We start from the raw sequence: 23,963 nt of genomic DNA, 5'->3' as shown, positions 1-23,963 counted from the left end.
CTAGGAAAATTGATGATACCAGTAAACAATTATTTGATATTGGCTGCGATTTTGTTTGGTTTGAGCCTCGTAGGCATCATGCTGAATCGCAAAAATATAATACTGCTGTTGGTTTGTATTGAACTGATGCTGCTGGCAGTCAACACCAATTTTGTCGCCTTTTCCCATTTCTATGGTGGGGTTGCTGGTGAAGTATTTGTTTTCTTTATCCTGACGGTTGCCGCAGCTGAGGCAGCGATAGGTTTGGCTATAGTGATGTTGCTGTACCGTAACAGGGGCAATATCGATGTCGATAAGATGAATCATTTAAAAGGTTAACAACGTGAGCATTCAACAACTATGTCTTGTAATTGTTCTTGCACCGCTGCTCGGTTCAATCATTGCGGGTTTTTTCCGCAACCAGATTGGTCGTTCAGGTGCACATTCCGTAACCATTGCTGGTGTTGGTTTATCTTTTCTGTTATCGCTTTATGTTGCTGTACTCATATTAACTGGTTCGGCTGATTCAGTTAACAGTAATATTTATACATGGGCTAGTGGCGGAGATTTGTTCCCTTATGCGTTCCATATTGGGTTTTTAATTGATCCGCTAACTGTAGTAATGCTGGTTGTGGTGAATTTTGTATCTCTGCTAGTGCATATCTACAGTATTGGTTATATGGCCGAGGATGACGGTTATCAGCGATTTTTTAGTTATATTTCCCTTTTTACATTTATGATGTTGATGCTGGTTACCGCCAATAATTTTTTACAGCTGTTTTTCGGTTGGGAAGGCGTAGGCCTGGTTTCCTATTTACTTATCAGCTTTTGGTACGACAAAGAGTCAGCCATTGAAGGTGGTTTGAAAGCCTTTATAGTCAACCGGGTAGGGGATTTTGGTTTTGTGCTAGGGATAGGCATGGTCTTGGCTTATACCGGTAGTTTGGATTACGACACGGTTTTCCAGAGTGCAAATCATCTGTCTGGGACTACCGTTGAGCTATTTTCTGGCCATCCCTGGTCATTACTTACGGTGATTTGTTTGCTGCTTTATGTAGGGGCTATGGGTAAATCTGCTCAAGTTCCCCTGCACGTATGGTTGCCGGAGTCAATGGAAGGCCCTACGCCTATTTCAGCATTGATCCATGCGGCAACAATGGTTACCGCCGGGGTTTTCATGATCGCCCGTATTTCCCCCTTGGTTGAATTGTCAACTACAGCACTGAGCACCATTCTGATTATAGGTGCCACAGGAGCTCTGTTTACTGGAATTTTGGCTTTGGTGATGAATGACATCAAGCGGGTTGTTGCCTATTCTACTTTATCACAATTAGGCTATATGATGGTTGCGATGGGCGCTTCAGCTTATAGTGCTGGAATGTTCCATTTATTGACACATGCTTGCTTTAAAGCCCTATTATTTTTAGGCGCAGGCTCGGTCATTATTGGGATGCATCACGAGCAAGATATGCGCAAAATGGGTGGTTTGTGGAATAAAATGCCCATTACCTATGCCACTTTTGTCATTGGCAGTCTAGCGCTTTGTGCTATCCCCCCGTTTGCTGGTTTCTATTCAAAAGATACGATTATCGAAGCGGCAAAACTCTCAGAAATTCCTGGGAGTGGTTACGCCTATTTTTGTGTGGCTTTGGGTGCCATGGTTACGGCGCTATATACTTTCCGTGCTTTATTCATGACTTTTCATGGAAAGTGTCGAGCGGATGAGCATACGCTCGCTCACTTGCATGAGTCGCCTGGGGTGGTATGGTTCCCATTAGTGATGCTGGCAATTCCTTCAGTCATTATCGGGTATATCCTTTATATGCCAATGCTTTTTGATACACCGACGCTTCTTGGAAAATCCTTGTTTGTTTTACCTGAACATAATGTCCTTGCGGAATTGGCAAAAGAAGTCTCTTCCCCTTGGCAAGCGGCCTTGCATTCAGTCGGTTCACTAACTTTCTGGTTGGCTATTGCCGGTATTGTCATTGCCTGGGTTTGCTATATTGCCTTGCCTTCAATACCTGGTGTTTTGGCCAGGACCTTCGCTTGGCCCTACCGTATTCTGATGAACAAGTATGGTTTTGATGCATTTAATGATCATGTCATTGTGCGTGGTTCCAAAGCGATGGGACAATTTTTTTATCAAACAGGTGATCAACGACTTATTGATGGCATGCTCGTAAATGGTGCAGGTCGTACGATTAGGTGGTTCGCACAAAAAGGTCGCGCTATCCAAAGCGGCTATTTGTACCATTATGCAACTGTGATGGTACTTGGTCTTTTTGTTTTCCTATGCTGGTTATTGCTAGGCTGATTATAAGGTGAAGGTATGTATCATTTGCTCAATTTATTGATTTGGTTACCCATTATCGGAGGCGTTTTTGTATTCCTCACTGGCGATGATAATAACCCGAATGTATCACGTTATTTATCTTTATTTACCGTTATACTCACGTTACTAATCTGTATACCTTTGGTAACAGGGTTTGATGTCAATACACCGGGTATGCAACATCTTGATGAAATTACCTGGATGCCGGCTTTAGGAATTAACTATAGTCTGGGAATTGATGGTTTGTCACTGCTATTAATCATTCTGAGCATATTTACCAATCTTATTGTGATCCTCGCAACCTGGGACAGTATTCATCAGCGCGTTGGCCAATATATGGCTGCATTCCTAATTATGCAGGGTTTATTAGTCGGTGTCTTTTCAGCACTTGATGCGATTGTTTTTTATATATTCTGGGAAGCAACGCTTATCCCCATGTATTTGATTATCGGTATTTGGGGTTCAGATAATCGCGTCTATGCAGCAATAAAGTTTTTCCTGTATACCTTCTTGGGCTCGGTGCTTATGCTGGCCTCGTTCCTTTATATAGGCTATCAGGCAGGTTCATTTAAAATTGAAGCTTTCTATGCCATAAAATTAGGTATGACTGCACAAACACTCATCTTTATTGCTTTTTTCCTTGGTTTTGCAATCAAGATCCCAATGTTCCCTGTGCATACCTGGTTACCAGATGCCCATACCGAAGCACCTGCTGGTGGTTCAGTTGTTCTGGCGGCAATTTTATTGAAGCTTGGTGCTTATGGATTTATTCGTTTTTCTTTGCCAATAGTACCTGATGCATCTAGTAAATACGCGATGGTTATGATTGCCCTATCATTAATTGCAGTAGTCTATGTGGGCTTGGTCGCTATTATCCAGAAAGATATGAAGAGACTTATTGCCTACTCATCAATATCCCATATGGGTTTTGTAACCCTTGGTTGTTTTGCTGTATTTGCTATAGCGAAACAGTCAGGACTGAGTAATGCGGGTTTGGTTCTTGAAGGAGCCATTATTGTGATGATTTCACATGCTTTTGTCTCCAGTGCCATGTTTGCCGGCGTAGGTTATATCTATGACAGAATGCATACTCGACAGGTTAAGGATTTTGGTGGGTTAGTCCATTCCATGCCAATATTCGCTTCCTTTTTCATGCTTTTTGCCATGGCAAACGCAGGATTGCCTGGCACTTCAGGTTTTGTTGGTGAATTTATGGTGATTTTAGGGAGCATTAAAGCAGGCTTCTGGATCGCATTTTGGGCTGCTACCACATTGATTATTGGTGCCGCATACACTTTGTGGATGTACAAACGCGTTATTTTTGGCCCGATAACTAATAAAAAGATTGAATCCTTAAGTGATATTTCCGGCTTCGAAATCAGTGCTTATGCACTCCTTGCTTTTATGGTGGTAGCAATGGGTGTATATCCAAAGCCCGTACTTAATTATATTCATCAAACAGTCAGCTACACCTTGGCTCAGGCTGATAAATCAAAATTATAACTAGCAAGGTTAAATAAACATGACAGTATCATTACTTGAGAATCTACACATCGCATTACCAGAGATGATTGTGTTAGTCACCGCCTGTATAGCCTTGTTGGGTGATCTTTTTTTCCGACATCGCTACGCTTCGATTGCATTTGCCTGTGCAATTGCTGGACTGGCTTTAGCCGCTGGTGTAAGTTTTATGTTACTTGGTAGTTTCAAGACGGTAATCCTTGGCGGTCTTTATGTAAGTGACGATATTGCACAGCTGATGAAATTATTTATTTATCTTAGTGTTTTTCTCTGTTTTTTCTATTCGCAGCGCTACATTGATGAGCGTCAAATGCCTGCAGGCGACTACTATGTTCTTGGCCTGTTTTCCACGTTAGGAATGATGGTACTTGTTTCAGCTCATTCATTACTGACAATTTATCTAGGTCTGGAGTTACTTTCCTTGCCTTTATATGCAATGACTGCAATTCGCCGTACAAACAGCGACGCATCAGAAGCAGCCATGAAGTATTTTGTGATGGGGGCGATTGCCTCTGGCATGCTCTTGTATGGTTTGTCCTTGTTGTATGGCGCGACAGGGAAACTGGATTTGCTTGATATTGCTAATGCCATTGCTGCCAATTGGCAGCAGGACAGTACTCTGCTGTCGTTTGCTTTAGTATTTATTATGGTGGGTGTAGGGTTCAAATTAGCTGCTATGCCGTTTCACATGTGGGCACCGGATGTCTATCAAGGTGCGCCAAGTGCAGTCACTCTTTTTATTAGTGCTGCGCCTAAAATAGCCGCGCTTGGCATGGCATTACGTTTGTTAACGCTAGGTTTGGCGGGTATTTCACCGCAATGGCAGCAGTTACTGTTGATAATGGCTTTGTTATCGACTGGACTGGGTAATTTGTTTGCAATTACCCAAGTTAATATTAAGCGACTTTTGGCTTATTCTGCTATTTCCCATATTGGCTACTCGCTTTTTGGTCTTTTGGCAGCGAGTGATGCTGGTTATGCTGCAGCGCTTTATTATGTACTGGTTTATTCGTTAATGACCGTTGCTGCCTTTGGATTGATTGTGATTTTATCAAATAAGGGTGTCGAAATAGATCAGGTCGATGATTTGAAAGGCCTCAATAAGAGAAATCCCTGGATTGCCTTCATGCTTTTGATAGTCATGTTTTCAATGGCAGGGGTTCCACCTACCGTGGGCTTTTTTACCAAGTTACTGGTTTTAAAGGCGTTGGTTGATGTTAACATGACTTGGGTTGCGGTACTTGGCCTTTTCTTCGCTGTTATTGGTGCTTATTATTATCTGCGCATTGTTAAAGTGATGTACTTTGATGAGGCTAGTGATAGCACCCCGGTGCGATTTTCTATGCCAACCCAAATTGTATTTTCTTTGAATTGCCTGTCCCTACTGTTCCTGGGTATTTTCCCTTCAGCGCTAATAACGGCCTGTATTAACGCGTTTGCTGGCTAGGGGCTGTTGGGATTTCTATTTAGCCTGTATGGCTTGATTTTCTGGACTTCGCTGCAATGCTCTAATATCAAGCCATAAGCTGTGCAGGCAGGGGCGATTCGCCCACCGGTGCAGTGGTCATGGAGGCCTGTCGGTTAAATTAGGCGGCCCGAATATCAGGCTATAAACAAGGCGGCTAGCGAAATCGCAACAACTCAAATTCGGAAGGAATAATTAATTTCTTAATATCGTCCAACTGATAAAAAAAGCTTGATAAATAAAGGGAGGGTGAGTATACTTGCCCTCAGTTGATGCGGGGTGGAGCAGCCTGGTAGCTCGTCGGGCTCATAACCCGAAGGTCGTAGGTTCAAATCCTGCCCCCGCTACCACTATTAAAAACCCCATCATTGGGGTTTTTTATTATGCTCAAACAGGTAATGAGCGATAAAAAGCTATCAGTCAGGCGGTGGTGAATTACTCAAGCTCTGTTTTAAGATTATATTTGGGGCCATGGGCAATGATGTTCATTAGAGTAGTTCCCAAATAATCATTTCGAAAAATATGCCTGAATCAATGTCAATCCAGGAAAAGTAGGTAGTCGGGTAGCATATGATACAGAGCGAAATTGAACAAATATTAAAGCCGATAATCGAGGATTTGGGTTACGAGCTTTGGGGATGTGAATACTTATCACAGGGAAAACATTCGCTGCTACGTATATACATAGATAAAGTCGGTGGCATTGGTATCGAGGATTGTGAGCGAGTTAGCAAACAGGTTAGCGCGCTTCTCGATGTGGAAGATCCCATCTCGGGAAATTATAGTTTAGAGATATCTTCCCCAGGAATACCTCGCCCGCTGTTCAATAAAGAGCAGTATAAGCGTTATCTGGGGTGCGATATCCAGGTAAAATTGTTTAAACCCGTAGCAGGTAGACGTAAACTGTCTGGTACTCTTATGACTGTTAGTGATGATCAGTTGATATTAAAAGTGGGTGATGAGCAACTGGAAGTACTATTTTCCCAAATAGTAAAAGCAAATTTGACAGGCGAGTGAGGCGAACAATGAGCAAAGAATTGTTATTAGTTGCTGAGGCATTATCTAACGAAAAGGGTGTGAGCAAAGATGTTGTATTGCAAGCAATCCAAGCAGCGCTTGAATCTGCCACTCGTAAACTCACTGATAAAGATATTGGTGTGAGAGTAAAGCTTGATCCTCGTTCTGGCGAATATGAAACTTTCCGGTATTGGGATGTTGTTGCTGATGAAGAGATGGAGTTTCCTGAACGGCAATTAACGCTCGCTCAAGCCAAGGAGCGCCAGCCAAAAATTGAAATGGGCGGACGTATTGAAGAGCCTATGCCGTCAGTTGAATTTGGTCGCATCGCTGCGCAAACTGCCCGTCAAGTTATTATGCAAAAAGTTCGTGAGGCAGAAAGGCAACAAGTGGTTGATCAATTCAGGAATAAGCTGGGTCAACTTGTTTATGGTACAGTCAAAAAAGTCACACGAGATAACATCATTATTGATTTGGGTGGTAAAGCAGAAGCATTTATGCCACGTAACGAAATGTTACCGAATGAAATGTTTAGACCGAATGACAGAGTACGTGCCTATTTATACGAGATAACACCTCAGGCACGTGGGCCACAACTGTATGTTAGCCGTACTCGCAATGAAATGTTGGTAGAACTCTTTCGAATAGAAGTACCTGAAATTGGTGAGAATGTTATTGAGGTTAAAGCTGCTGCGCGAGAGCCTGGAAATAGGGCTAAAATCGCTGTTAAAACCAATGATGGTCGTATTGATCCCGTGGGTGCTTGTGTAGGAATGCGTGGCGCTCGCGTTCAGGCTGTTTCCGGCGAGTTGGGTGGTGAGCGTGTTGATATCATTTTATGGGATGACAATCCAGCACAACTAGTGATTAATGCTATGGCACCTGCAGATATCACCTCGATTGTTGTTGATGAAGATAGCCACACAATGGATCTGGCAGTACAGAAAGATCAGTTATCACAAGCGATTGGCCGAAGCGGACAAAATGTAAGGCTAGCCAGTCAACTGACCGGTTGGACTTTGAACGTAATGACGGTTGAAGAATTTAATAACAAGAGTCAGGAAGAGTCGAGCAAAATTGTTAATCTCTTTACTACAACGTTGGAAATTGATGAAGAAATCGCCAATCTTTTGGTGACACATGGATTTTCTTCTCTGGAAGAGATTGCCTACGTTCCCAAAGAAGAATTACTTGCTATTGAAGAATTTGACGAAGAAATTGTTGATGAATTAAGAAACAGGGCAAATGATACTCTATTGACCCAGGCGTTAACTTCTGGGCAAGGCCTGGCAGGCACTCCCACTGAGTCACTTCTGGAAATGGACGGGATGACGGAGGCTTTAGCTATTAGCTTGGCAGCCAAAGGGATTACAACGATGGACGAGCTTGCCGAACAATCGGTTGATGAGTTGCTTGATATTCATGGTATGACAGAAGAGCAAGCTGCCAAACTGATTATGACGGCGCGTGAGCCGTGGTTTCGATAAGAATTAATGAGATTGTTCGGGGTTGGAAAATTTCAGCTTCAAACATTAGCAGATTATCAAGGTGTATGCTTATAGTACTTTGATTATAAAGTGAATTTTGAGCTCATAGTATTTAGAATTAGAGCAGTTTCTATGCGGGATTGCTGAAAGGGGATTAAATTATGGCGGATGTGACGGTTAAACAATTGGCTCAAGTCGTTGGTATCCCTGTTGAACGCCTATTGAACCAGTTACAGGAAGCAGGGTTATCTTTTAGTGATGAACAACAGACAGTCAACGAAGAACAGAAACGTATTCTGTTAACTCATCTTAAAGGTAGCTCTAACCGAGAAACACGCGCAACTCCGGAGCGAATTACTCTTCGCCGCAAGAGCCTTTCTCAAGTAACTGTTGGCCATGACGTGCACAGTGGCAAAACAGTGAATATCGAAGTCCGTAAAAAGCGAACTTACGTCAAACGTAGTAGCTTGCTTGATCAGCAAAGTGAAACTGAGCATGAAGAAGATATTGCTGCACCAGTTGAAGATATTGTAGCACAACCTTCTGATACTGAAGCTGTTGCTGAATCTGGAGCTGGAGCTGAAATTGAAGCCTTACCTGAAGAGCTAAGTGTGCAAGTGGAGTTAGCTGCTGAAGAGCCAGAATTAGTTGCTGAAGCAGAAGAAGCGATTAGCCCAGAAATTCTCCCCGTAGCCGATCAAGTTCTGACGCAACCTGTTGCTGAAGAAAAAGTTGAGAAGGCTGCTAAAAAGAAGCCGGGTGATAAAAGCGATAGGGGTGATTCTGAGGTTGAGTCCGATTTCAAAAAAGGGCGGGGCACCAAGAGAGGTAAATATCAGGCTCCTGAGCGTGAAGACGAGGAAGGCTCTGGAATGCGTCATAAGCGCAGTAAAGTTAAGAAGCGCAGGGGTGGTGAAAAATCAGAGAAATATCGCGAGGCCGAAGAGGCATTGACCCATGGTTTTGCTATGCCGACTGCACCTATGGTACATGAAGTATTAATACCGGAAACAATCACTGTAGCTGAATTGGCTAAACGTATGTCGGTAAAAGCTGCTGAAGTTATTAAAATAATGATGGGCCTTGGGGCTATGGCGACCATCAACCAGGTTATCGATCAAGATACGGCTGCCATTGTTGTTGAAGAAATGGGGCATAAGTCAAAAATAGTAAAAGAAAACGCTATCGAAGATACACTGGGCGATGTATTGAATAAAGGAAGTAAAACAGAAGCTCGTGCTCCTGTTGTAACCATTATGGGGCATGTGGATCACGGTAAAACTTCTTTACTTGACTATATCAGACGTACCAAGGTTGCCGCCGGTGAAGCGGGTGGTATAACCCAACATATTGGTGCTTACCATGTGGGCACACCAAAAGGTGAAATTACTTTTCTTGATACGCCGGGTCATGCTGCCTTTACTGCAATGCGTGCTCGTGGAGCGCAGGCTACTGACATCGTCATTCTGATTGTTGCGGCAGATGATGGTGTTAAACCACAAACCGTTGAAGCTGTACAACATGCCAAAGCGGCTAACGTGCCAATTATCGTCGCTGTTAATAAAATGGATAAACCTGATGCTGATCCGGATCGGGTTATGAACGAACTATCAGCCTATGATGTAATTCCTGAGTCGTGGGGCGGAGATACAATGTTCGTAAAAATTTCGGCTAAATCTGGGTCAGGTATAGACGAATTACTGGATGCTGTTTTGTTGCAGTCGGAAGTGTTGGAATTAACAGCCAATACTGATGGTGCAGCAAAAGGGGTGGTGATTGAATCACGACTCGATAAGGGGCGTGGTCCTGTGGCTACTGTGCTCGTACAAAATGGAACTTTGCATAAAGGTGATATCTTACTCGCTGGCTTGCAGTATGGTCGTGTTCGCGCCTTAGTCAGTGATAATGGCAGCCTGGTTGACAGTGCTGGTCCTTCCATTCCAGTTGAGGTGCTTGGTTTATCCGCTATCCCGCACGCTGGTGATGAAGCAGTTGTTGTTCCTGATGAGAAACGAGCCCGGGAAGTGGCTTTATTCCGTCAAGGAAAGTTCCGTGATGTTAAGCTGGCTAGACGACAAAAAACTTCTCTTGATGGCTTCTTTGAAACCATGACGATTGCAGAAGCAAAAGTATTGAATGTGGTCTTGAAGGCTGATGTACAGGGGTCAGTTGAAGCGATTGCTGATGCTTTGGTGAAATTATCAACTGACGAAGTGAAAGTTGAAATTATTGCCAGTGGTGTAGGTGGTATTACTGAATCTGATGTCCATTTAGCTATCGCCTCTAATGCAATTTTAATTGGGTTCAATGTCCGGGCTGACAGCGGTGCTAAGAAATTGGCTGAACAGGAAGCTGTTTCCTTGCACTACTACAGCGTCATCTATGACATCGTTGATCAAGTCAAAGGTGCTCTAACGGGTATGTTGGCTCCCCAATTTAAAGAAGAGATTATCGGTATTGCAGAAGTCCGCGACGTATTCCGTTCGCCCAAACTGGGAGCCATCGCTGGTTGTATGGTGGTTGAGGGTATGATCAAGCGTAATAATCCAATTCGTGTACTCAGAAATAACGTCGTTATTTATGAGGGCACGCTGGAATCATTAAGGCGATTTAAAGATGATGTTGTTGAAGTTCGCCAAGGATTTGAGTGCGGTATCGGTGTGAAGAATTACAATGATGTTAAGGCCGGCGACTTAATTGAAGTGTTTGAGACAATTGAAATAAAGCGTGATTTATGAGTAAGGATTTTAAGCGAACCGACCGTGTTGCAGAGATGATGCAGAGGAAGCTTTCGCAAATCATTCAACAAGAAATCAAAGATCCGCGATTGCCAGCTTTTATTACTATCTCAGCAGTAAAGGTTTCTGCCGATTTGGGGCACGCAAAGGTCTACTTTACCGTGTTCAACGATGATGTAGAGCAAACGGCAGGAATTCTTAATGCGGCTGCAAGCTATTTGCGTTCTGCTTTAGCGAGGTCAGTAAAATTGCGTACCGTTCCCCAGCTTCATTTTGTATATGATGAATCAATAGAATATGGCAGGCGATTAACTCGGTTGATTGATGAAGCTAATCCCTCAGACACTGATGATGAACAAGATTGAGAATAAGCAGTCTGTAAACGGTATTTTGCTGCTTAATAAACCACAGGGATTGTCGTCTAATGCTGTGTTGCAGCAGGTTAAAAGATTATTTCAAGCAAAAAAAGCAGGACATACAGGAAGTCTGGATCCATTGGCAACAGGTATGTTGCCGATCTGCTTTGGTGAAGCGACCAAATTCTGCCAATATCTTCTCAATGCGGATAAATGCTATGAAGCGACTGGCTTACTGGGTATCAAAACGAATACTGCCGATGCTTGGGGTGAGATCACACAGGAAATCTCTAATTTTACACTGACCGATGCTCAGCTACTGACTGTCCTTGAGCAATTCAAAGGCAAGATTCAACAAGTCCCTTCCATGTTTTCGGCTTTAAAACACAACGGAACTCCCCTCTATAAATATGCACGTGAGGGCGTTGATGTTGCGCGTGCCGCACGAGAAATTAGTATTCATCAATTGGATTTAACCAGATTTAACAATAAGGAATTTGATATTAAAGTATCGTGCAGTAAAGGCACGTATATCCGTAATCTGATTGAAGACATTGGTGATAGACTGGGGGTTGGAGCGCATGTGACCAGACTTCGTCGTGTGCATACAGCAGGGTTTGCTGATGAGCCAATGTACAATATAGATGATTTGCAGAATAAAACAGCCACACAACGATTAGCTTGTCTTTTGCCCATGGAGCGGGCGGTATCCTATTTACCGGTTTTAGTTTTAAATAGAGAAGAAGTCGTTGCTCTACGGCAGGGAAAAGTCCTTGTTGATAAAAGCGGTTCCAATTTGTATAACAGCTGTGTTCGTCTTCATGATGATGAGGGCCGGTTTGTCGGATTGGGAGAAATTCAGTTGTCAGGTACTGTAACAGTAAAACGTTTATTGACTAGCGAGACTGTTGCAGGACTCGAGTAATTAGTTGCCAGCACGTTTTGAAAGCAGTCCGATGTTGCCAACAACGAGAATAGGTTGTGTCATGGCTTTATCGTTTTTTTATGCAGGGAAAAGTCAATAAATATTGCACAAATTCTCAGCTAATACTTGTGTCAAAGAGCTGGCCTTGATAGAATGCTCCCCTTTGAATGAACACTTAGCTTATCCTCAGGAGTGAATAATGTCGCTAACTAGCGCACAAAAAGCAGAAATTGTTAATGAATATAAGCGAGCTGATAAAGATACTGGTTCGCCTGAAGTTCAAGTTTCTCTAATGAGTAGTCGGATTAAATACTTAACCGATCATTTTAAAGACAATAAAAAAGATTTCCACTCACGACGTGGTTTGCAAGAATTAGTAAACAAGCGCCGTAAGTTGCTTAAGTATCTGAAGAGAAAAGATCAGGCTCGTTATCAAACATTGATTCAAAATCTCGGCTTACGGGATTCCTATTGAGCGTTTGGAACCATGCTAATGGGACTAGTCTGCTCGATTCTCAGGTCAAATAAAAGGCGCAGTTTTCTGCGCCTTTTTTTCATTATAACAATTTAAAGAGGTGAGTTACGTGGCTAAAATCACTAAAGAAATACGATTCGGTGAACACACGCTAGTACTTGAAACTGGTGAAATAGCTAGGCAAGCTGATGGCGCTGTTTTTGCAAGTATGGGCGGAACGCAGGTTCTCGTTACTGTAGTTGCCAAGAAAGATGGGGCTGAAGGGAATGACTTTTTCCCTATGACGGTTAATTATCAGGAAAAATCTTATGCAGCAGGAAAGATTCCTGGTGGATTTAATAAACGTGAAGGACGTCCCAGCGAAAGTGAAACCTTGACTTCCCGTTTAATGGATAGACCTCTTCGTCCCCTATTTCCGGAGAGTTTCCACAATGAAGTACAGATTATTGCAACTGTCATGTCATTGAATCCTGAAGTACCAGCTGACATCGTTTCAATGATTGCCGCTTCTGCTGCACTTGCGATTTCAGGTGTTCCTTTCCAGGGGCCTATTGGTGCTGCACGTGTGGGTTATAAAGAGGGTGTCTATCTGTTAAATCCTGGGTATAAAGCAATTGCAGAATCAGAGCTTGATTTGGTTGTTGCAGGTACACATGACGCTATTTTGATGGTTGAGTCAGAAGCACGAGAGCTGAGCGAAGAAGTTATGCTTGGTGCGGTATTATTTGGCCATGAAATGATGAAGTCTGTTATTCGGGCAATTGTGGAATTCGCCAAAGAAGCTGGTAAACCCGCTTGGGATTGGGTTGCGTCTCCAACCGATGCAGCCTTGCAATCGAAAGTTGCCGAGTTGGCTACTTCCGCAGTTACCCAGGCGTATTTGTTGAAGGATAAGCAACAACGTTATCAGCGTCTTGCTGAAATAAGGCAAGAAATCGTTGAAAAAATCAGCAGCGAACACGAGGAAGTCAATAAAGACGCTGTGGTCGATATGCTACGGAATTTGGAAAAAGCAATTGTACGTAACCGTATTTTGGATGGAGAGCCACGTATTGATGGGCGTGATCAGAAAACTGTACGTCCCATTGCGATTCGTACAAAATGCCTGGAGAGAGCACATGGGTCAGCGTTGTTTACTCGTGGAGAAACTCAGGCGATCGTTGCGGCAACATTGGGTAATGAGCGGGATGCCCAAATTTTGGATAGCTTGAGTGGTGAATCCAAAGACAGATTCATGCTGCATTACAATTTCCCTCCTTATTCAGTTGGCGAGACTGGTATGGTTGGTAGCCCGAAACGGCGAGAAATTGGTCATGGCCGTTTAGCTAAACGCAGCTTGATAGCGGTGCTCCCAACTGCGACTGAGTTCCCCTATGTATTGCGTGTTGTTTCTGAAATTACCGAGTCCAATGGATCAAGTTCGATGGCAACAGTTTGTGGTACCAGCTTGGCTTTAATGGATGCCGGCGTACCTCTGAAAGCACCTGTTGCTGGTGTTGCCATGGGGTTAATTAAAGAAGGTGAGCGTTTTGCGGTTTTAACCGATATTCTGGGTGACGAAGATCATTTAGGCGATATGGACTTTAAAGTTGCAGGTACTGAAAAAGGGATTACTGCGTTGCAAATGGATATAAAAATTACCGGGATTACCAAAGAAATTATGGAGCAGGCTCTGGATCAAGCTTTAGCTGGACGGATTCATATTCTTGGCGTAATGAACAATTCCTTATCTGAGCACCGTGAAGAATTGTCCCAACATGCTCCTAGAATTGCCACCATGAAAGTTGCTGAAGATAAAATTCGCACTATTATTGGGAAAGGTGGTGCTACAATTAAAGGCTTGATTGAAAGTACTGGTGTCGCTATTGATATTGATGATAGTGGGACTGTACAACTATTTTCTCCTGACGCTGAGGCCTTGGAAGAAGCACAACGCCAAATCAAGGCGCTGATTGCTGAAGTTGAAGTAGGGCAAACTTACAAAGGAAAAGTCAGCAAGATTGTGGATTTTGGTGCCTTTATCAATTTGTTGCCTGGTAAAGATGGTCTCTTACATATTTCTCAGATTTGTGCCGATCGCTCTCAGAAGGTTGAATCTGTGTTAAGTGAAGGTCAGGAAATAGAAGTCTTTGTGGCAGGTGTTGATAAGCAGGGACGAGTCAAGCTGGAGTGGAAAGATAAACCGCAAGCAGCTGCGACTGGTAATGAAAAAGCAGCACCCGTTGAAGCGATGGACGACGAATCTTTAGACAGCGAAGTTCAGCCTTCCTCCACAGAAGAAGAGTAAAATCATACCGCAGCGCGTTTATTCAAGCGCGCTGCTATTTTTATATTTTTTTAAAAATTTATTCAGTACAAACGAGCGCTTAGGATAAACTGCTGACTCGGCTAATTAGACGCAAAAATTCACTTCGGCTGGCGGGATTATCACGCATTTCACCTAACATAACTGAAGTTGTCATAATGGAGTTTTGCTTCTCTACACCGCGCATCATCATACATAAATGTTTTGCTTCCATCACTACTGCTACACCACGTGCACCAGTAATTGATGCAATACAATAAGCAATTTCACTAGTCAGGCGTTCTTGAATTTGTAAACGGCGAGCAAAATAATCAACGATACGTGCGATTTTAGATAAACCCAATACTTTACCATTAGGCAAATAGCCTACATGACATTTTCCTAAAAAGGGCAATAGGTGGTGTTCACACATGGAGTACATTTCAATTTCTTTTACAATGACCATCTCGCTCATATCTGATTCAAATAAGGCATTATTGATAATGTCCTCAAGATTTTCATTGTACCCTTTAGTAAGGTAGCGTAGGGCATTTGCAGCACGTTCGGGGGTGTCGCGCAGGCCTTCGCGGTTCACGTCCTCACCCAGTCTTTTAATAATTTCTTTATATAATTCCTGCATTGTAATGAGTCCTAGCCTGGGGGCCATGTCATCTGACGACCGCCCAGTAGATGTAAATGAATGTGGTAAACTTCCTGCCCGCCACCGGAATTAACATTGAAAACTAATCGGTATCCATCATCACTTAGTTTTTCAGTTTTAGCCATTTTCTTTCCAGTAAGTATCATGCGACCTAATAATTGCTCATCCTTACTATCGGCTTCATTAATTGTTGCAATGTGTTGCTTCGGAATTACCAGCATATGTGTTGGCGCTTGTGGCCTAATATCATGAATGACGATAACTTCCGGATCTTCAAATACCATCTTCGATGGAATTTCTCCACTTGCAATTTTGCAAAATAAACAGCTCATGATCATCCTGATGGTAATGGCTTAATCGGGGATTATACTCTGAGTTAGGCTAGATAAAAAAGTATTCCTCTGTTTATCCGGAGAATTCTATCGGATGTGGCGAGAAAATAGTTGTAGCGTATATTTTATGATTAGAAAAAGATTAAAGTCTATGTAAATTGACAGAAATGTACCGCCTAATTAGAATTCGAAAAAAGGTTAAATTGAAGGTTAATATTGAATAAAGTAGCTAGAAATAGAGTGAACCTTTCTGCGTTAAGTATGTATAGTTTTTATCGAAATGCTATTTATGATTCTTATAAATAAAAGCCTGATTTAGCTCCGGATATTAAAGCAAGAAAAAAGGAATTTATTGAAAAAGAGGACTCTATATTAAGAGAGGGTTTATATAAAGAACCTCTATATCATTACTCTGTTGCGGCTTCATTAGGTGCAATGCAGGAGTGGAATGATCCCTCTGAAAAAATGCATGCTTATGTTGCTTATGAAGAAAGAGACGGTAAAAAACATCGAATAGGTTTTGTTCACTTTAATGCGAAAACGGTTAATGGCAAACCGGTTGTCTATATTGCCCAGGCTGGCGTTGAAGTGCGAGGGAAGGGAAAGGGTAGGCATCTTATGGAGTGCGTATTAACCCATTACCCTGAAGGAACCGAATTTTATATACTAACGCGTGTATTCAATTCAGATGCCAGGTTTTTCTGGGGTTAGAGTGAAACTTATTTTAAATTTACGTTTTCTCCTTCCATAATAGAATATCTCCGACATGATTCTCGGGTTCATTCGCCAAATATATAAATGATTTTTCTGTTTTGGCAAAAAAAGGCAGGCTTCCTTTTTTTAGTGAGTTTGGGTAACGGTATGAGTGATGGTTAAAATTTGATTTTCTATTTTAAACTTCGTAGATTGTATCTTTTGAGTAGAAAACTAATCATGAAAAAAACAGCGTTAGTAACAGGGGCTACCCATGGAATTGGACTGGCGCTTAGTAAGAATTTATTAAGCAATGGGTGGCTTGTTTTTGGGACAGGGCGTGATCTTGCGAGTTTGGAAACTACACAGGCTCTTTTTCACAATTTCATCCCTATTCAGGCCGATTTTACCAAAAATGATGATATACAGAATGTAGCATCAACGATTAAGAAGACTGGTTTGCCCCTGTCTCTTTCTGTGCAAAATGCGGGAATGAAAAGTCCTCCCCGGCCTTTAGAACAATATACTTGTGGGAGTATTGATGAAGAGCTCATGGTTAATTTGCTGGCGCCAATGAAATTAACGGCGCTGCTTAGTACCCAAATGCCGGCAGAATCCCGCATCTTGTACCTTACATCAAGGGCTGCCACCTTGAAGCTTAAGGAGGGCTCCACTTATTGTGCAAGCAAGGCTGCTTTGGATGAAGTAGCAGCAATCGTGAGAAAAGAGTTAGAGGAAAGAAATATCGGGGTTTCTACGGTAATTCCGGGAGAGGTTGATACCCATATTCAAAAAATATTAAGAGAAACAACCTCTTTTCACTTGCATCAAAAATTTGAAGAAATTTATCAAAAAGGCCAACTCATTAATCCAACCGTTTGTGCTACGTTCCTGAAATGGCTTTTATGTGATCTATCTTTTGCTGAGTTTAAACAAAGTAAAATGCCGGTCTCAATCTATGACAAGTGGCATCATCAATTTTGGTTGACAGAGGCTAATCAATTACCTGCATTCCCATTTTGAATGAGGTGGATTGTACGAAATCAATACTTCCGATTTTGCCTTAATTTAACCGTAAGTCAGGGAAGTGTGGGAAAAGGGTGAGAAAGAGAATAGTCCGCTAATTTTGTAAGGGAAGGTATGCAAAAATATTATGGATACATCGTGTGGTTTGTTGTCACCCTATTTGTTGTTTATTCGTTTTGTTTAAACACGGCATCTGCAGTTTTTGCTGAATCGATTAAAGCCTCTCTGCATACCAGCAATTTAGGTGTGTCAATTGCCAGTGGCGCATTTATTTTAGGTTTCGCATGCATGCAAATCCCCGCAGGTTATTTACTTGATAAATGGAATGCGCGCCTGGTGGTAAGTAGCGGGGTGTGTTTGTTGGCTATAGGCAATATTATTATTTCATTGGCAGGGACACTCACTGTTTATGCCCTGGCCAATTTCTTACAAGGACTAGGCGCTGCCTTTGCCTTTGTAGCTGCGGCAGTGTTGATCGCTCGATGGTTTGCGGCAGAAAAATTTCCTATTTTGTTTGGTTTTACGCAAACATTGTCTTGTATTTGCGCAGCTATTATTCATTATTATTTCACGTTGGCCTTAATTACCCATAGCTGGAATGACTTGTATTATGGTTTAGCAGGATTTGGCTTTATTTTATTACTCCTCACGTTACTCCTGCTTAAATCCCCTTCAGGTTATAAGCAGGAAACTACGCTTTCCCTCAAGCAATCGTTAGCAGTTGTTCTTAACAACCGACAAATTTTACTCAGCGCTATTGCAGCTGCAACTTCGTTTGGGGTGCTTTTAGCCTATGCGGGTCTTTGGTACTTGCGGGTGCAGAGCTATTATGCTGTAGACAATCTTCAAGCAGTTATTATTGGCGGTATGATCTTTTGGGGTACTGGAATAGGGACTCCGCTATGGGGTTATCTCTCTAATAAAATAAAATCCAGAGTTATGATCATCCACGTTACTCTCTGTGTAGGGACGATGCTATTATTACTAGGCCTTTATCTGCCGCATTTCAATATTAATACACTCGTCATCAGTAAAGTTGTCTCGTTTTTTATAGGGTTTTTTCTATCTGGCTCAATGCTGTTTTTTACAATCGTTAGTGAGATTTCAACAGCGTTAACGCGAGGAGTTGCTGTTAGTGTATTGAATACAGCCGTTTTCTTATTTAATACCTTGTTACTCTTTATTCCTTTTTTATTTTTAACAGTCTTCTCTACGGATTTTTTTACCTATCTATGGGTACTGCCATTTTTCCTCTTGCTAGCTATTTTGTTGGTTTATTTTGTTAAAGACAGTATTGCTTCACGTTAAGCTTCCTGGCTCTCTAGCCCTTTCCTGTTTTCGTTCAGGAGGAAAAAGAGAGCGCCCGGATGATTCTTCTTTTTAAAAATCGATAATTTCTTTAACTGATAACATGCATTAATTCTAATGTGTATTATTCTCGCATCTGCAAATTGGCGAAGGATAATAGGAATAGGTGATTAAGAAAACCCCAAGTAAAGATGCCAATACCAGTTAGGCGTTGGATTATTCTATTAACCGAGTGATTAACCGAAAAATTTCTTGTTGCTCACTGGATGTGAATGCTCGGGCACTTTTTTCCAGCATTAATAATTTTTCATAAATAAAGGACAATACAGGAGTATCCAGTCCATGTGTTTTTGCATAATCGATAACATTAGCCACAATATATTGAGACTCAAGCCGCCGGCCTTCTTGAAAGTCAACGTACATGCTGGGATAAAAGCCGTGCAATTTTGCAGTCGCTGCCAGCAATTTCTCAATGTTATTCGCAATTTCGGCATCATCCCGTTTAGCGACTAGACAAACTTCATACATGAGTGCACGTACAATTTTTTGATAATGGCTTTGTGTAGCGAGGGCATCAACGGAGGTATTAAATAGTACCGCTAAGCTGCTAAATGGAGTATTCCATAATAATTTTGTCCAACGAAGAATGCGATGGTTTTCAGCGAGTTGAATTTTCGGATACATTGCATGGTGGACTGAAGACTTAAGTAATTGCTTAATCTCCTCTCCACCTGATTGCCCTGTGAGAAAAGGGGCTAACTTTAGCTCACCCAGGTATTTTATCTTGATATATCCTGGCTTAATGCGAGTAGCGCCTGTTGTCGTTACGCCGCACAGAATAGAACAGCTTTTGGGGATGAAAGAGACGAGATATTCTTCGTTACCAATCCCATTTTGCAAAACAAGAATTTTGCTTTCAGGTTTAAGAACATAAGGCAGGATTTCTTTTAAGACTTCATTTGCAGTGGTTTTGAGTGCAATAAGAATGATGTCAGATTTAGGTAGTTGTTTATAATCTTTCACAATTTGTTTCGGTGTAATTTCTATGACAGTGCCATCTGGCAGTTCAAGTTCATAATATTTTTGTTGCTGTAAAATTGAGAAGTCAGAACGCTCAAGATGACAGACATGAAGTTCTGCAAGAGTAAACAGGGCTCCATAAAATTTGCCTATTGCCCCAGAACCAATAACGGTAACGGTTATCATCGCGTCATCTCTCATCGTTTTACTAATGCTAGGGCAACTCCAAAACTCACTAAGAATAGGCCTAAAATCTTGGCAATGTACTTTTCGCTCTTTTCCAGTAATTTTATTACTTTAGGATGGGACAAAATCATCGTTAAGGTAAAAAACCACAACGTGATGATAACAAACATTTCAACAATAAAAATCAAAACCCACACAGTCGGCGTTTCCGCTTTAATGATAGTAGTAAACAACGCAAGGAAAAATAAAGTGGCTTTGGGATTTAGCAGATTACATAAGAAACCTTGGCGAAAAGCGGTGACTTTGGGCAGTGATGTTTTTTTAATTTGCATTCCTTTTTTGTCTACAAAATGAATTGCAGGTTTGGATAGTAGGGAGGTGACTCCAAGATACAGTATATAAGCTGCACCAAGGTATTTAATAAGGCTGAATAGTAAGATGGAATTTGAGATAACAAAAGCAAGCCCTAAAGAACAATAGCTGATGTGAATTAAATTGGACAAGGCTACACCAAGGGCGGTGAAGAATCCGGATTCACGAGAATGTAATACTGTATTTTTAGTAACAAGGGCAAAATCCGGTCCGGGTGACATCACGGCCAGCAACATCAGTAACCCGATAGTGAAAAACTGTGTAAACAAGGGAGCTCCTGAGCGATTTTTATTGCACCTAATGTTTTTAAAAAGATACGTTATCACTATTTTAAAAACAATCCTAAATACGGGTGAAGGGAAATTACTTTGTCATGATGCTAAAATATAGATCAATATGAGTTTACTGAATTATCGCTCCTTGATACCCCATTTCCCACAACAAAAACCACAAGTACGTGACGATATTCCTTGTCCAGAAGAAGTATTGAGGACAGGAGTAGGTTTTGTGCTTATGCTTTTCTAGCCAGTAAAAGACGACAAGCAGGTAAAGACTTAAAACAAGGCCCTCTTCGACATCAATTCAGTCTATTTAATAAAGCGGGGTTTTCTGCCGCTGATGACTTTAACGTCAATAAAGATCTGCCCACTCAAAAAGATAAAAGTTATGAACAGGTTTTCGCTTTACTTAGTCAGGAAAATCCTCTTGTCGCGATCGATAAACAACCTAATAAGGACAGTTATAATGGTTTTATTTATAGGATAAGAATTAAAATGAATTCGGAGGAGAAGTAGCATTTACATAGTAAAAATGTAGGCGCAGAAGTGCCTTTTATCGAAGATGAGAATGTACTTACTATCTTACGGTACCAATGATGACCGAAGTGCAATTTGAGTTGATTGAACCTTATTTTCAAGTGTGTTTAACCTGGGAACCGTCTCAGGGTTTAGAGCAGTTTAGCCAGGTTACAACCAGTAGGCCGAGGAAACTCAGCAATTGTAGAATGGATGATCAGGGGACTTGCGCAAGCGAAACAGATTGAATTAGGTGCATTCAACCAAAATGAAAAAATTGGTTGGGATTTTAAAGCTTTTTCTGACACCTGATAGGCACGCTTATGCTCGTTGGTTTGCTGAAAAGGCATTTGTGAGTTGTACAATAAACGAGGCTGTTCAGCCAGGACCTTGCTGAGATTGGTATACTGCTTATTGTCTCTCTCCTCCGCCATTCATCGCCTAAAGTTGTTGAATCCAATTTCCAATTTCATGGCTTAACATTGCTCGATTTTGCAAGTCTTTTAAAGTGGAAGTATGGTAGTATCTTTAAAAACAGGATGTGTGGAGTTGCAGTTAAACGAACCGGTAGTGCCTGTAATTCCTGATGGTCAAAGTGAGTTGAACGAGTGCGCACTAAACTTTTCACGATATTAAAATCAGTATTAAAATTACTCTGCATCGTCATAGTAACGTTGCTAGCCATAAGGATCTATGATTCGCTACGTGGCCCTCCTCTGGAAATTTGGCATACTTATGTTCCTAAAGACTTAAAGGCGGAAGAACTTGAACAATTGGATTGGTCACAATATATCAAGGCTGAGAATACGCTATTTGAAGCTGTCCGTAGAGAAGTTACTCTCAAATTAAACAAGGAAGAGCGTGTTCCAGTAAATCGATATTTTGATGGTAGTCCAGTTTACCCTGGAAAACTTCCTCATGATTGGAATCATTCTTATCTACTTGAACCGCAGGGGGTGCCGGTTGGGGCTGTTGTATTTTTACATGGACTAACGGACTCCCCTTATAGTCTTCGCCATATTGCTCGGCGTTATCGTGAGCATGGTTATGTGGCTATTGCGATTAGATTACCGGCACACGGTACCGTTCCTGCTGCTTTGACCGATGTTAAATGGGAGGATTGGTTAGCGGCAACACGATTAGCAATCAGGGAGGCGCGGAAACGTGTGGGTCCGTCTCGGCCTTTACATCTTGTCGGGTTTTCTAATGGGGGAGCACTGGCATTAAAGTACACTCTCGATGCACTTGAAGATGAAAAACTCACACGCCCCGATAAAATTATATTGATTTCACCGATGATTGGTATTACCCGTTTCGCGCGTTTTGCCGGACTTGCTGGTTTGCCTGCTCTATTACCTGCCTTTGCAAAAGCAGCATGGCTTAGCATCCTTCCTGAATTCAATCCGTTTAAATATAATTCTTTTCCTGTCAATGGTGCGCGGCAATCTTACTGTCTAACAACAGAGTTACAGCAACAAATTTTGCGCTTGATTCGCCGTGGTCAACTCAGTCAACTTCCTCCCATACTTACTTTCCAATCCGTCATGGATTTTACGGTCAGCACTCGTGCTATAGTTTCTGCTTTTTATGCTCAACTTCCCGCTAATGGCAGTGAATTGGTATTGTTTGATCTCAATAGAGCTGCAAAATTCGGTATTTTATTGCGCCCTGCTGCAGATGCTGCGTTGACGCGCCTTTTAAATCCACCACCCAGGAAATTTCGGACAACAATTATCACTAATGTTAACGTAGATAGCGAAGCGGTGGTCGAATCTATCACGGAAGCGGGGGCTGTTAATGAACAACGCCGTCCTTTAGGGTTATCTTATCCCAAAGAGGTTTATTCTTTGTCGCATGTTGCTATACCTTTCCCAATCACGGATGGGCTTTATGGCTTAAAACCTGATCCAACTGAAAACTATGGAATTCAGTTGGGAGCAACAGCTACTCGCGGGGAGCGCAATGTACTTATTGTTAGCCTGGATTCGATTCTGCGTCTTTCATCGAATCCATTCTTCCCTTATATGATTAAGAGAATAGAAGAAAATATTCCATCAATTCCTTCTACCAATAAGCAAAGTTAGTTACCGAAGTTACTATACCCTATACTAATTTTGAGCGGTGTTGCCATAAGGGGTCTGAGTTTCGCAAGGAGGCTTACCATGAAACAAACACTGGTTCTAATTCCTGGCGTAGGTGGTGATAGCGATTTATGGCAATATCAAATTAATCATTTACAAGAGTTAACCGATATTAAAGTCATTGTTGTTGATCGCGAACAACTTGCCACAGGATAGGGTGGACTATGTTCTTGAGTAAAGTCCGCAGCAATTTTAGAGGCGCAAAAACACGTCTCATTCATAGAAATCAGGATCCTCTGTTTGCTTTTGAGGAGCATAGAAATGTTGTTGACTGAGGTTTTGTAAAAGGGAGAAATCAATGAAGATAGTAGCTTGTTTACTCCTCCTTATTTTTAGCCCCTTAGTCAGCGCTGAAAACTGTCTGATGGAAGGAAAAGAAATCAAGTTGGAAGGTAAGCTTGGGGTGCAAACTTTTCCTGGTCTTCCTAATTATGAAAGTATCCAAAAAGGTGATGAGCCTGAAACCTACTGGATTTTGACGACTGAAAAATCTTACTGTGGAATAGGCCGAAGCCTCGACAATGATAAGTTATATCGCCTTGATCGGCGTACTACAAAATTTCAATTGGTACTCACGGCGGAGCAATATAAAGAGAAAAAAGATCTATTAACCAAGAAAGTAATTGTCACAGGGAAAATGTTTATTGCTCATACTGGACATCATCATACTGAGATGTTGATTGAGCTGACGAGTATGGAAGCCGCTCCCCAATAAGTTGCTTCTTAATACACCCTCGCATTTGCTATGGCGTATTTAAATCGCATAGAATATGGAAAAACCATTTCGAACAAAAAATACACATGCATTCATTTTATTACTCAAATAAACAATTTAATTCACTGAGTTT

The 23,963-nt window shown here is 41.8% G+C and carries 21 protein-coding genes, 1 tRNA gene and 2 pseudogenes; 20 read left to right on the top strand and 4 right to left on the bottom strand.

The features are described from left to right. The first annotated feature begins 12 nt into the window (after window positions 1-12). The 13 genes and pseudogenes from nuoK to pnp all read left to right on the top strand — a co-directional run bounded on the left by nuoK (window position 13) and on the right by pnp (window position 14,585). Window positions 13-318 carry an NADH-quinone oxidoreductase subunit NuoK gene (gene nuoK / locus ACN4Z1_RS00360; protein ID WP_058446156.1) on the top strand — a complete coding sequence of 102 codons (306 nt, stop codon included), beginning with the start codon at window positions 13-15 and terminating at the stop codon, window positions 316-318. Window positions 319-322: 4 nt separating this feature from the next. Continuing rightward, complete coding sequence (nuoL, locus tag ACN4Z1_RS00355) at window positions 323-2,296, top strand: NADH-quinone oxidoreductase subunit L (protein ID WP_228363685.1); 1,974 nt, start codon at window positions 323-325, stop codon at window positions 2,294-2,296. 15 nt (window positions 2,297-2,311) lie between these two features. Then, window positions 2,312-3,817: an NADH-quinone oxidoreductase subunit M gene (locus ACN4Z1_RS00350; RefSeq protein WP_115220162.1), complete on the top strand. Its 1,506-nt coding sequence runs from the start codon at window positions 2,312-2,314 to the stop codon at window positions 3,815-3,817. 19 nt (window positions 3,818-3,836) lie between these two features. Further along, window positions 3,837-5,282, top strand: coding sequence for an NADH-quinone oxidoreductase subunit NuoN (gene nuoN / locus ACN4Z1_RS00345; protein ID WP_228363686.1), 1,446 nt, complete (start codon window positions 3,837-3,839; stop codon window positions 5,280-5,282). Window positions 5,283-5,573: 291 nt separating this feature from the next. After that, window positions 5,574-5,650, top strand: a tRNA-Met gene (locus ACN4Z1_RS00340). Between the two features lie 220 nt (window positions 5,651-5,870). Beyond that, on the top strand, window positions 5,871-6,317 hold the full coding sequence (gene rimP, locus ACN4Z1_RS00335) for a ribosome maturation factor RimP (protein WP_115220164.1): 447 nt from the start codon (window positions 5,871-5,873) through the stop codon (window positions 6,315-6,317). An 8-nt stretch (window positions 6,318-6,325) separates the two neighbouring features. Then, the gene (nusA, locus tag ACN4Z1_RS00330; protein ID WP_115220165.1) at window positions 6,326-7,804 is read left to right on the top strand and encodes a transcription termination factor NusA; all 1,479 of its coding nucleotides are present in this window, start codon (window positions 6,326-6,328) and stop codon (window positions 7,802-7,804) included. Window positions 7,805-7,965: 161 nt separating this feature from the next. Then, window positions 7,966-8,275, top strand: a pseudogene (locus tag ACN4Z1_RS00325) (translation initiation factor IF-2 associated domain-containing protein); the annotation flags it as partial. A gap of 251 nt (window positions 8,276-8,526) precedes the next feature. Continuing rightward, window positions 8,527-10,542: pseudogene (gene infB / locus ACN4Z1_RS00320) on the top strand (translation initiation factor IF-2); the annotation flags it as partial. Further along, window positions 10,539-10,907, top strand: coding sequence for a 30S ribosome-binding factor RbfA (rbfA, locus tag ACN4Z1_RS00315; RefSeq protein WP_115220167.1), 369 nt, complete (start codon window positions 10,539-10,541; stop codon window positions 10,905-10,907). The pseudogene infB and the gene rbfA, both read left to right, overlap by 4 nt. Continuing rightward, a complete protein-coding gene (truB, locus tag ACN4Z1_RS00310) occupies window positions 10,894-11,823 on the top strand; it encodes a tRNA pseudouridine(55) synthase TruB (protein ID WP_228364085.1) in 930 nt (309 codons plus the stop codon). The genes rbfA and truB overlap by 14 nt, the downstream gene beginning before the upstream one ends. A 199-nt stretch (window positions 11,824-12,022) precedes the next feature. Next, a complete protein-coding gene (rpsO, locus tag ACN4Z1_RS00305; protein WP_115220169.1) occupies window positions 12,023-12,298 on the top strand; it encodes a 30S ribosomal protein S15 in 276 nt (91 codons plus the stop codon). Window positions 12,299-12,407: 109 nt separating this feature from the next. Then, entirely contained in the window at window positions 12,408-14,585 is a 2,178-nt protein-coding gene (gene pnp, locus ACN4Z1_RS00300) for a polyribonucleotide nucleotidyltransferase (RefSeq protein ID WP_228363688.1), read from the top strand. A gap of 79 nt (window positions 14,586-14,664) precedes the next feature. Here pnp and folE read toward each other — a convergent pair whose 3' ends face one another. Further along, on the bottom strand, window positions 14,665-15,222 hold the full coding sequence (gene folE / locus ACN4Z1_RS00295) for a GTP cyclohydrolase I FolE (RefSeq protein ID WP_181879294.1): 558 nt from the start codon (window positions 15,220-15,222) through the stop codon (window positions 14,665-14,667). Window positions 15,223-15,233: 11 nt separating this feature from the next. Further along, window positions 15,234-15,575, bottom strand: a complete 342-nt coding sequence (locus ACN4Z1_RS00290) for a histidine triad nucleotide-binding protein (protein WP_115220172.1) — start codon at window positions 15,573-15,575, stop codon at window positions 15,234-15,236. A gap of 435 nt (window positions 15,576-16,010) precedes the next feature. Here ACN4Z1_RS00290 and ACN4Z1_RS00285 point away from each other — a divergent pair, with 435 nt between their 5' ends. From ACN4Z1_RS00285 to ACN4Z1_RS00275, 3 genes are all read left to right on the top strand, one after another. Continuing rightward, entirely contained in the window at window positions 16,011-16,286 is a 276-nt protein-coding gene (locus ACN4Z1_RS00285) for a hypothetical protein (RefSeq protein ID WP_228363689.1), read from the top strand. 222 nt (window positions 16,287-16,508) lie between these two features. Continuing rightward, window positions 16,509-17,291: an SDR family oxidoreductase gene (locus tag ACN4Z1_RS00280; RefSeq protein WP_228363690.1), complete on the top strand. Its 783-nt coding sequence runs from the start codon at window positions 16,509-16,511 to the stop codon at window positions 17,289-17,291. Between the two features lie 117 nt (window positions 17,292-17,408). After that, the gene (locus tag ACN4Z1_RS00275) at window positions 17,409-18,602 is read left to right on the top strand and encodes an MFS transporter (protein ID WP_228363691.1); all 1,194 of its coding nucleotides are present in this window, start codon (window positions 17,409-17,411) and stop codon (window positions 18,600-18,602) included. Between the two features lie 216 nt (window positions 18,603-18,818). On the opposite strand, the gene ACN4Z1_RS00270 is transcribed toward ACN4Z1_RS00275, so the two are convergent. Together ACN4Z1_RS00270 and ACN4Z1_RS00265 are read right to left on the bottom strand one after the other, a co-directional pair. Then, window positions 18,819-19,808: a ketopantoate reductase family protein gene (locus ACN4Z1_RS00270; RefSeq protein WP_419387973.1), complete on the bottom strand. Its 990-nt coding sequence runs from the start codon at window positions 19,806-19,808 to the stop codon at window positions 18,819-18,821. A gap of 11 nt (window positions 19,809-19,819) precedes the next feature. Further along, entirely contained in the window at window positions 19,820-20,449 is a 630-nt protein-coding gene (locus tag ACN4Z1_RS00265) for a LysE family translocator (protein ID WP_228363693.1), read from the bottom strand. A 201-nt stretch (window positions 20,450-20,650) separates the two neighbouring features. On the opposite strand from ACN4Z1_RS00265, the gene ACN4Z1_RS00260 reads away from it, so the two are divergent. The 4 genes from ACN4Z1_RS00260 to ACN4Z1_RS00245 all read left to right on the top strand — a co-directional run bounded on the left by ACN4Z1_RS00260 (window position 20,651) and on the right by ACN4Z1_RS00245 (window position 23,830). Further along, on the top strand, window positions 20,651-20,974 hold the full coding sequence (locus ACN4Z1_RS00260) for a hypothetical protein (protein ID WP_419387972.1): 324 nt from the start codon (window positions 20,651-20,653) through the stop codon (window positions 20,972-20,974). Between the two features lie 608 nt (window positions 20,975-21,582). Continuing rightward, the gene (locus ACN4Z1_RS00255) at window positions 21,583-23,058 is read left to right on the top strand and encodes an alpha/beta hydrolase (protein ID WP_228363694.1); all 1,476 of its coding nucleotides are present in this window, start codon (window positions 21,583-21,585) and stop codon (window positions 23,056-23,058) included. 78 nt (window positions 23,059-23,136) lie between these two features. Further along, window positions 23,137-23,271 carry an alpha/beta fold hydrolase gene (locus tag ACN4Z1_RS00250; protein ID WP_255673136.1) on the top strand — a complete coding sequence of 45 codons (135 nt, stop codon included), beginning with the start codon at window positions 23,137-23,139 and terminating at the stop codon, window positions 23,269-23,271. A 142-nt stretch (window positions 23,272-23,413) separates the two neighbouring features. Then, entirely contained in the window at window positions 23,414-23,830 is a 417-nt protein-coding gene (locus ACN4Z1_RS00245) for a DUF4431 domain-containing protein (protein WP_228363695.1), read from the top strand. Window positions 23,831-23,963: the final 133 nt, after the last annotated feature.

Source organism: Legionella sp. ST3F1, from assembly GCF_048553315.1.
In the GTDB taxonomy this organism is placed as follows: Bacteria; Pseudomonadota; Gammaproteobacteria; order Legionellales; family Legionellaceae; genus Tatlockia; species Tatlockia donaldsonii.
This window is presented reverse-complemented; position numbering and strand designations above follow the sequence as displayed.